We start from the raw sequence: 12,524 nt of genomic DNA on the forward strand, positions 1-12,524 counted from the left end.
GTCGTGAGTAAAGCCACGGGCGCCGGTTCGGGCGGTCCGACAGCCGGGGAAAAAGCCTCCTCGGAGTCCGCGACCACGTCGGACGGCGCCCGTGGTGCTTCCGGGGACGCCGCGGCGGCGTCCGCGCGGGACGGCGCCCGGGAGAAGAGCTCCCAGGGCGGCGGCACGACGACGGACACGCGCCCGCTCCGCGCCCAGCCGGAGGCCGCCGCGCAGCCCGAGGCAGCGGCACCGGCGAAGTCCGCGGAGGCCCAGCCGGCGCAGGCGCAGCCCGCACCGGCGCAGCCCGCACCGGCGCAGTCCGGGAAGGTGCTCCCGCAGCCCGAGGCCAGGGCCGGGTCCGCGGCCGACCGGCCGTACCACCCGCCGCAGGCCTACCCCGCGCCGGCCGGTGAGGGGCAGGGCGGCGGGCAGGGGGCCGCGCAGCGGCCCCGTACCGGCGCGGCGGCCCGTACCGCCCCGCGCATCCGCAAGGCGCGGCTGCGGGTGGCCAAGGCCGACCCGTGGTCGGTGATGAAGGTCAGCTTCCTGCTCTCGATCGCCCTGGGCATCTGCACGGTCGTGGCCGTGGCGGTGCTCTGGATGGTCATGGACGCGATGGGCGTCTTCACCACGGTCGGCAGCACGATCAGCGAGGCCACGGGCTCCAACGAGGGCGGCGGCTTCGATCTGGCGTCGTTCCTGTCGCTGCCGCGGGTGCTGACGTTCACCTCGATCATCGCCGTCATCGACGTCGTGCTGGCCACGGCGCTGGCGACGCTGGGGGCGTTCATCTACAACCTGTCGGCGGGCTTCGTCGGCGGCGTGGAGCTGACGCTGGCGGAGGACGAGTAACCGATTTTGGGACTGCGCCCGACGTGCGCTAATCTTTCGGTGCAGCGCGGGGCTATAGCTCAGACGGTTAGAGCGCTTCCCTGATAAGGAAGAGGCCACAGGTTCAAGTCCTGTTAGCCCCACCGCGGTGATCAGGCCCGGACGGAGAATTCTCCGCCCGGGCCTGATTCGTTGGCGGGGTCGGGAAGTTGGCTCCGGTGTAGGTCACCGATCGGTATCGGTCGGTGTGTATAGTCGGGCGGCAGAGGTCCCCTACGTCAAAGAAAGACGAGGTCGCGCGGTGAAGAAGCTTCTCCTGGTCGCACTGGCCGCCATCGGCGGGCTCCTCGTGTACCGCCAGATCCAGGCGGATCGCGCCGAGCAGGATCTGTGGACGGAGGCGACCGACTCCGTGCCCGCAGGTTCGGGTGTGTGAGCTGACAAGTCCTGACAAGCCCCGGCTGCTGTGCAGCCGGGGCTTCGTGCTGTTGCGGGACCGTGACGCACGCCTCTTGATGTTTGCCTGAGCAAAGCAATACCTTGCAGGAGCAAAACTTCAAGAGGGTGCGGAGGGGACGTACGACATGGCACGACCGCATCGCCGAACGGCCCGGGGCCTGCTGGGGGGTGTGGTGCTGGCGGGGGCCTTGGTCTCTCTCCCACCGGCCGCCGCCGGAGCCACGGCCGCTACGACGGCGACGGCAGCGGCCTCGGCCGGAAACGGCCGCAGCAGCATGGTGATGGTGCTCGACTCCTCGGGCTCGATGGCCGATGACGACGGATCCGGGCGCACCCGGATCGCCGCTGCCCGCAGCGCAGTCGGCACCGTGGTGGACTCGCTTCCCGACAACTACCCGACCGGTCTGCGGGTCTACGGCGCCGACAAGGCCCGGGGCTGTGACGACACCCAGCTGGCACAGCCGGTGAAACCGCTGGACCGGGCCGGCCTCAAGCGGGCCGTGGCGGCGGTGAAGCCCAAGGGCGACACCCCCATCGGTCTGTCGCTGCGCAAGGCCGCCGCCGACCTCCCGGAGCACCCGGGCGGGGCGATCGGCAAGCGCACGATCCTGCTGATCTCGGACGGCGAGGACAACTGTCAGGACCCGCCGCCGTGCGAGGTCGCCGAAGAGCTCGGCAGGAGCGGGGTCGACCTGCGGATCGACGCGATCGGCTTCCAGGTGCGCGGCACGGCGCGCAAGCAGCTCGAGTGCATCGCCGGGGCCGGAAACGGCCGTTACTACGACGCACCCGACGCGAAGGCCCTGACCCGGCAACTCCAGCGCGCGGGACAGCTGTCGGCGGACGGCTACCGGTTCAAGGGCCGGAAGGTCACCGGCGCCCCGGACACGGGCGGGGCTCCCCGGCTCGCACCGGGGCAGTTCCTGGACACCATCGGTCCGAACGAGAAGCGCTATTACGCGGTCGAACTGGACGGGAAGTCCACCGCGAACTTCTCCGCCACCGGAGTGCCGCAGCCCGGTGCGGCCGTGGACCGCATCGACGGGCTGACCGCCCAGGTGGAGTCCGCGCCGGGCAGCGTCTGCACGTCCGAGACCGGGATGTTCGGGCAGAACGAGGGCGCGGCCCCGATTACTTCGGGGGTCAGCCGCGTCCCGTCCGAGAGCGGCGACGGCCTGTGCGACGACAGCGGCCGGTACTGGCTGTCGGTCGAGCGCCGGGGCGCCGAGGGGTCGGACTCCGCGCGGTGGCCGCTGGAGCTGACCTTCGACGTCGAGAGGCCGCTGGCCAAGGGCGTCACCCCGGACCGGTCCCAGCCGGACTACGGGGCGGCGGCCGAGGACGGCGACCTGCCGACCACTGCCCCGAAGGACGTCACCGGAGGGACGGGGTTCAACGACGCACGGACCATCGGCCGGGGAGTCTGGCGGGACAGGATCCTTCCCTCGCAGACCCTTTGGTACAAGGTCCCGGTGGGCTGGAACCAGCAGCTGCGCTACGACGTGGAGTTCGCCAACGAGCCCACGGTGCGGGGCTTCGGCGGGAAGTTCTCCTACGGCAGGACGGAGGTCCACACCCCAGCCCGGCACCCGGTGGGCGGAGGCACCACGGAGTTCGGGCAGCAGGAGATCTACGTGGGGCGGCCCATGGCGCTCCGGATGGGCACCGTGCCGGTGGCCTGGACCAACCGCTACGAGAACCACCCCGATGTCATCCCCGTCCATCACCGCGGCGACTTCTACATCGCGGTGACGCTGGGCGCCGGCGCTGCCGAGATCGCCGAGAATCCGCAGATCGGTGTCACCCTGCGCGTCGCACTGCTCGGCAGGGAGAAGTCGGGACCGGAGCACCACGCGCCCGTGGTGAAGGCCGGTGATCCCGGCGGATCGGCCGGCACCGGCGGCAGCGGCAGTGGAGGATGGCCCTCCCGTCCGGTGATCGCCGCTGTCGCGGGCGGTACCGGCGTCGCGCTCCTCGCCGGCCTGGCGGTGGCCTACGGGCGGGCGCGCAGGAAGAACAGGACGGATCCGATGAGGGGTGGCTCGTGGTGACGCGGGATGTGAGGACGCGGTGCCTCGCCGCGCTGGCGGCGCTGTGCGCGGTGGCCGCGGTGCCCGGCACCGCCGTGGCCGACGGTGCGCAGGGGCTTCCGGAGTACCGGACCGCCGAGGGCGCCGAGGCGGTCGAGGGCACGGCGAGCAGCGCGAACGCCGAATCCATCGAGCCGGGCATCTACACCGACTCCATCGGCCGCGGTGAGACCAGGTACTACAGCGTCACGCTGGACGCCACGTCCACCGCCTTCGTCTCGGCCGTGGCGGTACCGAAGCCCGGAACCAGGGTCGATGACTACAGCGACAGCCTCGACGTGGTGCTGGAGGACAACGACGGCAACGAGTGCGGCAGCGGCGACGTCAGTTTCACCGGCAACGGCATGGCCTATCCCCTGGGGAACCACGCCACCCGGCGGATCGGTGCGGACGACCTCCAGTGCCAGCGCGGCGGCCCCTACTTCCTCAAGGTGGAGCGCGGCGGGAAGGCCACCTCGGATCCGGGCCGCTGGCCGATCGAGATCCGCTACATGTCCGAGCCGGGGCTGAAGGGCGGCGCGTCCGCCGGGCGGGAACCGGGGAGTTGGAGCACGGCGACGCCCGCACCGCTCACCGGCACCGCGGCCGGGAAGGAAGCCAGGGGCGGAACGGGCTTCAACGACGCCCGCTCGGTCGCCGAGGGCATCTGGAAGGACCGGATCCGGCCCGGGGAGACCCGTTTCTTCCGGGTCCCCGTCGACTGGGGGCAACGGCTGAACCTGAGCGCGGAACTGCCGAACGCCGCGGGAGGACAGCAGGGCGTCTCCGCCCCCTTCATCACCGAGGCGCTCGGCCTGACCGTCTACAACCCGGCGCGCGGGCTGGTGGACGACGACAACTTCGCCGCGTACCAGGGGAAGCAGACGGCGGCCACGCTGTTCACCGCGCCGGTGGAGTACGGGAACCGCTTCCGTACCGAGACCGGGGTCCCACCGATGTGCGTCGCGGGCTGGTACTACCTCGCGGTCTCGCTGCACCCGAAGACCGAGGCGTTCTTCCCGAAGGGCGCGGATCTCACGCTGCGTGTCGACGTCAGGGGGGAGCCGAAGGCGGCGCCCCGCTACCGGGGGGACGCGGTCAAGGCGGGCTTCGGGGTCAGTGACGAGGACCGCGAGATGGCGGAGCAGGGGCAGACGGCCGCCGAGAGCGAGCGCAGCGACTCCCGGCAGCTCGTCGCCGTCGCGGGGTTCGGCGCCGGAACGGTCCTGCTGCTGGGGCTGGGTGCGTGGACGCTCGCCGCGCGGCGGCGCGCGGCCGGGGCGGCTGCGGGGGCACCGGACCGGGTGCCCTCAGCAGTGGACACGGCAGGCGCTCAGCAGCCCCATGTACCCCATCAGTCGCATCCGCATCACCAGCCGCAGGCACATCCACAGCACTCCGCGTCTCCCCGTCCTCAGCAGCCGGGCGGGCCGGGGCAGCAGCCGGGACCGTACCCGCCGGAAGCACCGCAGCAGCCGGGGTCGCCGCCGTACGGTCCGTCGCAGGGCTGGTGATTCAGCTCGTGGTCAGTGCCCAGATGCCGACCGCGAAGCACAGCAGCGCAAGAGCCAGCACCGGGACCGCCACCTTCGGGGGCGGTCCCGGTCGGCGTTGCGGGGCGAGGGCCGGGGACGCCGCGGAGGAGGCCGGCGGCGGCGCGGGAACCTGCGGGCTCCCCGCGGTGTACGGCCGGGTGGGAGTGTGCTGAGCGTGCACGCCGGACGCCGGGACACCGGAGGCGTCCGGAGCCGTCATGGGCGAAGGAGCCGCCGGATGCCGCGTCCGAGGTGCCGGAGCGGTGGGAGTGGCCGGAGGCTGGGCGGGCACCGCTGGATGAGCGTGCGTCGGCACCTGAGGGTGCCCCGGCGCGTGGGGATGCGCCGGCGCGGGGGAGTGCGGTGCCGGAGCGTGAGCCGATGCCGGGGAGTACGCCCCGCCGCCCGGCACGGCATCGGGCGTCGGCGGAGTGCTCGGCTGCCCGGGCAGTGCTCCGGGAGGCTGTGGGGCAGCGGACTGCGGGGCGACGGACTGCTGGGCGGGTTGCGCGGGCGGCGCGAGCGGGAAACTTCCGGTCGCCGACATCGACGCGGACGCCTCGGCCGGTGCGGCACCGTCGGCCGGCTTCCGGGAGGCGGGCCCCTCCGGGCCGAACCCCGCGGGCAGCGGCCCGATGTGGTCGAAGACCTCGACGGCCTCCTCTTCGAGCGTGGTGTCCGGCAGCATCTCGACCGCGGCGGTGAGGGCCTTGCGGGCGCCGGTCGCCGTCCGGAAGCGGGCCTGTGGGTCCGGCTGCAGAAGGCCCGCGAGCACCTGCCACAGCGGCTCCGGCACGCCCTCCGGCGCGCTCGGCACCCCGTGGGAGGTGAAGCGCTCGACCAGGGCCTGGGAGTCCGGCTTGCTCCCGGTCAGCAGGAACACCGACACCAGACCGACTGCGTAGAGGTCCCCGGTGAAGTCCGGCTCCGCCCCCAGCATTTGCTCGGGGGCGAAGTAACCGGGCGTCCCCACCACGTAGTTGGTGTCCGTGAGCCGCGGCTCCCCCTTGCGCATCGAGATGCCGAAGTCGGAGAGCCTCAGATGCGGACGCCCGGTACCGGTCGCCTCGAGCAGGATGTTGGCGGGCTTGATGTCGCGGTGCACCACCCCTTCGGCGTGCACGGCGGTGAGACCCGCGAGCAGCTGGTCGAGCAGGGTGCAGACGAAGCGGGGAGGCAGCGGTCCGTAGTCGCCGATGAGATGGGCGAGAGAGCCGCCGCGCACCAGCTCCATGGTGAACAGCACCTTGTCGTCGTCCGCGGCCCAGCTCGCCGGAGCCAGGACGTGCGGGTGGTCGATCCGCAGCGCCTGTTCGCGCACGAACCGCAGCAGCGTGTGCGCGTCGCTCTGCTGGAGCACCTTGGCGGCGACGTAGCGCCGCCGCCGCTGGTCCCACGCGCGCCAGACCGCGCCCACCCCACCGCGTCCGATCGGATCGATCAGCTCGTACCGGCCGGCGAAGACCTCACCCATTGCCCCGTGTCAGCCCCTCGCCCGTCAGCCTTGGTGCGCCTCGTAGTGGGCGACTGCCTCAGCGGTCCGCCCGGCGCCGTACACCCGGAGGAACTCTGCCAGCTCCGGCTGGGTCGGGGCGAGAGCGTCCGCGGCCTCGATGATGTCCCCCGCCGCGGCCACCGACCGCAGCAGCGACTGGATCTCCCGGACCACCCGCCGCACGGTCGGAGCGCCCGAACTCGGCGTCGACTGCGCGGTGGTGCTCAGTACGGACCCGCCGGAGGTCTTCTTGATCTCCTCCATGCGGTCCGCGGCCTCGGCGGCGCTCACGCTGCCGTCGGCGACGAGCCCCGCGAGCTCCTGGAGGGCTTGGACCCGCTGCACGACCGCGGGGTTGCCGATCTTCGCGCGCTGGCCGCTCATGAGCTGCGACAGCATGGGGGCGGACAGTCCCAGCACAGCGGCCAGCCGGGCCTGGTTGAGGCCGAGGTCGTCGATCAGCCGGCGGAACAGTGCGCCGAGCGGCTCGCCGTACCAGCTGCGCTGCAGCTCCCGGGCTCTCGCTGTGGCTTCCTGCTGTGCTGCATCCATGCCGACTCCCCTTCGCTGCTGCGAACCTCGCGCGACATCCTACGGAGCGTGATTGCCGATCGGGAGTCCCTTATCCTTTTGCAGGGTTCCCCCGAACACCCGGTACTCTGGTCTGCGGCAGTCGGCGGCGCGCGATGCGCAACGTCCGGCTTTCCCACCCTCGGGGCCTTAGCTCAGTTGGTAGAGCGCTGTCTTTGCATGGCAGATGTCAGGGGTTCGACTCCCCTAGGCTCCACTCCCGAGAAACCCCCTGACCTGTGCTCGAGACGGTCAGGGGGTTCTTTGCGCGCTCCTGGTGCCCACTCGGCCGCTCCGCTCCCCGTGCGCGCTCCCCTGCCCGGCCGGTCCGCGCCCCTGAGGTTCCTCGGGCCGGCATCACGGACGGTCGACCGTGGCGGTCCGCCCACTGCTCGGAGCAGGCCTTCTGCACGGGCGGAAGTCCCAGGCAAGGACAAGGGATTGATCCGTTCACGGGTCCGCATCCGGCGGATCAAGCAACAGGACGGCCCGGCGAGCTCATACGACGGATGGCGGGGGACCAGGAGCGGTCCCCCGCCATCCGAGGCGTCGCACAGCTGCAGCCGCAGCCCGTGCACGGGCCGGACCAGCCGCGGTCCGAACCGGCGCCGGCGATGCGCCGGCCACGGCCCGCACCGCCGCCGGCGCCGACCGGGGCCGCCGCCGGCTCAGCCCTGTTCGCCCCGCTTGCGCTGGTCCGCCTCCGCCTGCTTCGCCTGCACCTCCGGGTCCAGGGCCTCGCTGCCGTCCACCGAGGTGAGCGGCGGACGGTCGCCGAGCTCCGTGGCGGCGGGCGGTTCGACCAGCCAGTCCGGGTTGGCCTGCCGGTCCCACCACTTCCAGGCGGCCACGGCCGCTCCGGCGACGGCGCCGATCACCAGGAGGCGCTTGGTGGCCCGGCCGCAGGTGGCGCGGCGCCGGCGCTTCCGCACCAGTTTCTCGACCTCGGCCCGGGTCACCTGGCCGCGCAGCGCGGCGAGGGCGGCGGCACTGCGTTCCACCGCTTCCTCCCGCACCGGTTCGGCGGCGGCGACCGCCTGCTCGACCCGGGGCACGGTGTACTCGGCGGCCTGCCGCGCGGCCTTGCGGGCGCGCTTCGCGGCCCGGGTGGCGGCGGCGTCGACCTTGGGCGGCAGCGATTCCCGGGCCTGGTGCAGCCCGTGCTGGATACGGGGCTGGAGGTGGGCGTCGTACTGGACGAGCGCGGTCTCGCGGGCCTGCTGAGCGGCCTGGGACACCTTGGGCGCCAGCCGTGCGCGGGCCTCGTGCGCGTACTGCACGGCCTGGTCCTTCGCCGTGCCGGCATAGGGCGCCACCACCTCCGCGGCGTGCAGCACGCTGTCCTTCGCGGTGCCGGTCGCGGCGCGCACGCTGTCGATGCGGGTCACAGGAACCTCCTCCTCGGTGGCGGTACGGTTTTCGCCTTTCCACCCGATAAGAGATCATGCCCCTGCGGGGTCCGTACGGCATGCGTGGACAGGCATCCGGGTCACGTTCCCCGAAAGGGGGGACGGCTTCCCCGACCCGATGGGGGGACGGCTTCCCCGAAAGCACGGACCGAGGCGCCGCAGAGGAAGGACAGGGGCGCCACAGCGGCCTCTCCCGTCACGGGCGGGCATTCCGTCACCCGCCAACGGTCCGGCGGCTACTCGTCGCGACGAAGTCCGTGCGAGGATCGGTGGACGTCAGTGAGAACTACGGAAGGCAGATCGTGGCTGAGCAGCTCTACGCCACCCTGAAGACCAATCGCGGCGACATCGTGGTCCGGCTCCTGCCGAACCACGCGCCGAAGACGGTCAAGAACTTCGTCGAGCTTGCCGAGGGCACTCGCGAGTGGACCCACCCGGAGACCGGCAAGCGGTCCCAGGACAAGCTGTACGACGGCACGGTCTTCCACCGGGTGATCAGCGGCTTCATGATCCAGGGCGGCGACCCGCTGGGCAACGGCACGGGCGGCCCGGGCTACGAGTTCGGTGACGAGTTCCACCCGGACCTCGCCTTCGACCGTCCCTACCTGCTCGCCATGGCGAACGCCGGCCCGGGCACCAACGGCTCGCAGTTCTTCATCACGGTCTCGCCCACGGCGTGGCTGACCGGCAAGCACAGCATCTTCGGTGAGGTCGTCGACCCGAAGAGCCAGCAGGTCGTGGACGCCATCGCGACCGCCGACACCAACCCGCGCACCGACCGTCCGCTGCAGGACGTCGTCATCGAGTCGGTCGTCGTGGAGACCCGCGAGGGCTGACCGAACGGGAACCGAACTGCCCCGCCCGTCCGTATGACGGGCGGGGCAGGTCTTTGGCACGCGCCCGGCGGGCACACACCGGGTGGGCGGGCGTCCGGGCCGAGAGGGCACCGGACAGGCCCATGCCATCCGGTGGGAGCCTGCCACCCGGCAGGAGTGCACCGGCAGGACGGAGACGAGGGAACCGATGGATCAGGCGCCAGGAAGCTCGGACGCTCCCGAGGCCGCGGGCGGCCTGCCCGGCTGCTACCGGCATCCGGACCGCGAGACGGGTATCAGCTGCACCCGCTGCGAGCGGCCCATCTGCCCGGAGTGCATGGTCAGTGCGTCCGTCGGCTTCCAGTGCCCCACCTGTGTGAAGGAGGGGTCGGGCACCGGCCACGCCCCGCAGGCCACGCGCCCGCGGACGATAGCGGGCGGCTCGGTGGCCGACGATCCGCGTCTGGTCACCAAGATCCTGCTGGGGCTGAACCTGGCGCTCTGGTTCGCCGTGCTCGGCGCCGGCGACCGGCTCGTCGACGAGCTCGACCTGGTCGGCCGGCTGCAGTACTACTACGGCGGCCCGGTCGAGGGCGTCGCGGAGGGCCAGTGGTACCGCCTGCTGACCGCGATGTTCCTGCACCAGCAGCTGATGCACATCGCGTTCAACATGCTGTCGCTGTGGTGGCTCGGTCCGCCCCTGGAGGCCGCCCTCGGCCGGGTGCGCTATGTCGCGCTCTACCTGCTCTCCGGGCTCGGCGGCAGCGCGCTGTCGTACCTGCTCGCGTCCCCGGGCCAGCCCTCGCTGGGTGCGTCCGGTGCCGTCTTCGGCCTGCTCGGCGCGACCGCCGTGCTGATGCGCCGGATGAACTACGACATGCGGCCGGTCATCGCCCTGCTGGTGCTCAACCTGATCTTCACCTTCACCTGGGGGAACATCGCCTGGCAGGCCCATATCGGCGGGCTGGTGGTGGGGGCGGCGGTCGCGTACGGCCTGGTCCACGCGCCGCGTGAGCACCGCGCCCTGGTGCAGCGGGCCACCTGCCTGGCAGCGCTTCTGGCGATCGTCGCGGTGGTGTGCGTACGGACCCTGCAGCTCACCCCCTGAGGGACTTCCGGCGGCCCGGACGGGGCCGTTGTCCACAGCGGGTGGCGAATCTTGTGCGTGCTGTGCGGAGATGGCTACGGGAATCGCACTGACCTGCGTTTTCCCAGTACCGCGCAGGGGTGACGGGTGGGTGGTAGGACGTACCACCAGTCACACCGGCGTCAATGCTCAAGGGGTTATCCACAGATCGTCTGACCTTTTCCCCATGTGGACAGGGCTGTGGATAACTCTGTGGGCAACCTTGGGGCAAGGCTTGCGGCGGACCGCGCCGGGCGGTACGTCGAGTGGTGCTCCGACCGGCGCGCCGACCGCTACTTCCACTGGGTGGAGACCACGAACCCCGCGGCGATGAAGCCGAAGCCGACGACGATGTTCCAGTTGCCCAGGGAGCCGACCGGCATGTCGCCGGCGGTCACGTAGAAGACCACGATCCAGGCGAGGCCGATCAGGAACATGGCCAGCATCAGCGGCGCGACCCAGCTGCGGCTGGTCAGCTTGATATTGGTCTGCTTCGCCGGCGGGGGCGTGAATTCGGCCTTCTTGCGGATACGTGACTTCGGCACGAGGGTCTCTCCTGTCGATGCGCTGCGTGACCGCGCAGTGATCTGGGTCTGTCGCCGGGGCGAGGCCCGACGGGGCGTACGTTCACCCCGGGGGCGTCCGTTAGCGTAGTCCTTCCGCGGCGCAGAAGGAGATAAGGGTACGGTGAGCAATTCTGCCGACACCGATACCGGCCGGGTCCGGCGGCTCCGCCGGTTCCGTCCGGTGCGACTGCTGACCGCCGCCGTGTTCGCACTCGCCGGGCTCATCTTCTGGACCAGCTTCAACACGGCCCAGGGTACAAACCTCCGCTCCGACGACTCGATGCTCCGGCTCTCCGACCTGATCCGTGAGCGCAGCCGGAAGAACGCCGAGCTCACCGACGAGGCGGCCACCGCCCGGAGCCAGGTCGACCGGCTCGCCGAGCGGGACGACGGCAGCACGGAGGCCGAGAAGGTCAAGCTCGACGCGCTGGAGCGGGTCGCGGGCACCAAACCGCTCAAGGGGTCCGGGGTGGCGGTCACCCTCACCGACGCGCCCCCCAACGCCACCGCCCGTATCCCCGGAGTCCCCGAACCGCAGCCCAACGATCTCGTCATCCACCAGCAGGACCTCCAGGCCGTCGTCAACGCCCTCTGGCAGGGCGGCGCCCGCGGGATCAAGGTCATGGACCAGCGGCTCATCTCGACCAGCGCGGTCCGCTGCGTGGGCAACACCCTGATCCTCCAGGGCCGCGTCTACTCGCCGCCGTACAAGGTGACGGCCGTCGGCAACACCGAACGGCTCCAGACGGCGCTGGCCGAGTCCCCGGCCATCCAGAACTACATGCAGTACGTCAACGCCTACGGGCTGGGCTGGAAAGTCGAACAGCAGCAGGCGGTGACTCTGCCCGGCTACTCCGGCACAGTGGACCTGCACTACGCCAAGCCCGTGAAGTGACCCGGGACGAAGGGGGCCGCCGTTGCCGGCACCGGTGACCGCGCGACTGATCGTCAGAACGCTGAGCGAATTGTGCGTCACCGTCGGCAGCGTCATCGTGCTGTTCGTCACCTATGTGCTGTTCTGGACGGGGGTCCGTGCCGACAGCGCGATGCACGGCGAGATCGACCGTCTCCAGGAGCGGTGGTCGGACGGTCCGGTCGCGGGAGCGCCGGCCGGACCGGAACCGGACGGCCCCGGAGCCCCGCCCACCGCTGCGCCCTCCGCGCGGGGGAAGGCGTTCGCCGTGATGTACATCCCCCGTTTCGGGGACAGTTGGGCCAAGCCGGTGCTGGAGGGAACGGACCGGGACACCCTCGCCCGCGGCCTCGGCCACTACGCGCGCACCGCCCCGCTCGGCGCGCGTGGGAACTTCTCCGTGGCCGGCCACCGCCGCACCCACGGGGACCCGTTCAAGGACTTCCCGAAGCTGCGCCCCGGGGACGCCGTGGTGCTGACCGACGGCACGACCTGGTTCACCTACCGCATCGACCGCAGGCCGTACCGCACGCTGCCTACCGACACCGGGGTGATCGACCCGGTTCCGCGGAAGTCGGGATACGGCGGGCCGGGCCGCTATCTCACCCTCACCACCTGCGACCCGGAGTGGGGACACAGCCACCGGCTGATCGCCTGGGCACACCTGGACGACACCCGCCGCGTCGGACGCGGGAAGCCCGACGCATTGCGCAGCTGACCCACCTTCCCCCCGCTCCGACCTTTACTCTGGAGC

Annotated in this window: 12 protein-coding genes and 2 tRNA genes; 10 read left to right on the forward strand and 4 right to left on the reverse strand. The window is 71.7% G+C overall.

Annotated elements, in window-relative coordinates:
• Positions 1 to 3 precede the first annotated feature (3 nt).
• The 5 genes from ACFYYR_RS18155 (at position 4) to ACFYYR_RS18175 (ending at position 4,855) form a co-directional block, all read left to right on the forward strand.
• Complete coding sequence (locus ACFYYR_RS18155) at positions 4 to 834, forward strand: DUF3566 domain-containing protein (RefSeq protein ID WP_388853831.1); 831 nt, start codon at positions 4 to 6, stop codon at positions 832 to 834.
• A 48-nt stretch (positions 835 to 882) separates the two neighbouring features.
• Positions 883 to 956 (forward strand) — tRNA-Ile (locus tag ACFYYR_RS18160).
• A gap of 158 nt (positions 957 to 1,114) precedes the next feature.
• Entirely contained in the window at positions 1,115 to 1,249 is a 135-nt protein-coding gene (locus ACFYYR_RS18165) for a DLW-39 family protein (protein WP_003958712.1), read from the forward strand.
• A 148-nt stretch (positions 1,250 to 1,397) separates the two neighbouring features.
• Positions 1,398 to 3,323 carry a VWA domain-containing protein gene (locus tag ACFYYR_RS18170; protein WP_388853834.1) on the forward strand — a complete coding sequence of 642 codons (1,926 nt, stop codon included), beginning with the start codon at positions 1,398 to 1,400 and terminating at the stop codon, positions 3,321 to 3,323.
• An 8-nt stretch (positions 3,324 to 3,331) separates the two neighbouring features.
• The gene (locus ACFYYR_RS18175; protein WP_388853837.1) at positions 3,332 to 4,855 is read left to right on the forward strand and encodes a hypothetical protein; all 1,524 of its coding nucleotides are present in this window, start codon (positions 3,332 to 3,334) and stop codon (positions 4,853 to 4,855) included.
• A gap of 1 nt (position 4,856) precedes the next feature.
• On the opposite strand, the gene ACFYYR_RS18180 is transcribed toward ACFYYR_RS18175, so the two are convergent.
• Both ACFYYR_RS18180 and ACFYYR_RS18185 read right to left on the reverse strand, forming a co-directional pair.
• Entirely contained in the window at positions 4,857 to 6,350 is a 1,494-nt protein-coding gene (locus ACFYYR_RS18180; RefSeq protein ID WP_388853840.1) for a protein kinase, read from the reverse strand.
• Positions 6,351 to 6,374: 24 nt separating this feature from the next.
• On the reverse strand, positions 6,375 to 6,923 hold the full coding sequence (locus tag ACFYYR_RS18185; protein ID WP_351509109.1) for a DNA-binding protein: 549 nt from the start codon (positions 6,921 to 6,923) through the stop codon (positions 6,375 to 6,377).
• Between the two features lie 162 nt (positions 6,924 to 7,085).
• On the opposite strand from ACFYYR_RS18185, the gene ACFYYR_RS18190 reads away from it, so the two are divergent.
• Positions 7,086 to 7,158, forward strand: a tRNA-Ala gene (locus ACFYYR_RS18190).
• A gap of 451 nt (positions 7,159 to 7,609) precedes the next feature.
• Here the strand turns inward: ACFYYR_RS18190 and ACFYYR_RS18195 are convergent.
• Positions 7,610 to 8,329, reverse strand: coding sequence for a DUF5324 family protein (locus tag ACFYYR_RS18195; RefSeq protein WP_351509128.1), 720 nt, complete (start codon positions 8,327 to 8,329; stop codon positions 7,610 to 7,612).
• Between the two features lie 323 nt (positions 8,330 to 8,652).
• On the opposite strand from ACFYYR_RS18195, the gene ACFYYR_RS18200 reads away from it, so the two are divergent.
• Positions 8,653 to 9,186 (forward strand): peptidylprolyl isomerase, encoded by a 534-nt coding sequence (locus tag ACFYYR_RS18200; RefSeq protein ID WP_351509157.1) that lies wholly within the window; start codon positions 8,653 to 8,655, stop codon positions 9,184 to 9,186.
• Between the two features lie 187 nt (positions 9,187 to 9,373).
• Positions 9,374 to 10,273 carry a rhomboid family intramembrane serine protease gene (locus ACFYYR_RS18205; RefSeq protein WP_388853844.1) on the forward strand — a complete coding sequence of 300 codons (900 nt, stop codon included), beginning with the start codon at positions 9,374 to 9,376 and terminating at the stop codon, positions 10,271 to 10,273.
• A 311-nt stretch (positions 10,274 to 10,584) separates the two neighbouring features.
• Here ACFYYR_RS18205 and crgA read toward each other — a convergent pair whose 3' ends face one another.
• Complete coding sequence (gene crgA, locus ACFYYR_RS18210; protein WP_388853847.1) at positions 10,585 to 10,836, reverse strand: cell division protein CrgA; 252 nt, start codon at positions 10,834 to 10,836, stop codon at positions 10,585 to 10,587.
• A gap of 142 nt (positions 10,837 to 10,978) precedes the next feature.
• On the opposite strand from crgA, the gene ACFYYR_RS18215 reads away from it, so the two are divergent.
• Both ACFYYR_RS18215 and ACFYYR_RS18220 read left to right on the forward strand, forming a co-directional pair.
• Positions 10,979 to 11,752 (forward strand): DUF881 domain-containing protein, encoded by a 774-nt coding sequence (locus ACFYYR_RS18215; RefSeq protein WP_388853850.1) that lies wholly within the window; start codon positions 10,979 to 10,981, stop codon positions 11,750 to 11,752.
• A gap of 34 nt (positions 11,753 to 11,786) precedes the next feature.
• Positions 11,787 to 12,488: a class E sortase gene (locus ACFYYR_RS18220; protein ID WP_388854477.1), complete on the forward strand. Its 702-nt coding sequence runs from the start codon at positions 11,787 to 11,789 to the stop codon at positions 12,486 to 12,488.
• Positions 12,489 to 12,524: the final 36 nt, after the last annotated feature.

This window comes from Streptomyces sp. NPDC001922 (assembly GCF_042891165.1).
Classification (GTDB): Bacteria; Actinomycetota; Actinomycetes; order Streptomycetales; family Streptomycetaceae; genus Streptomyces.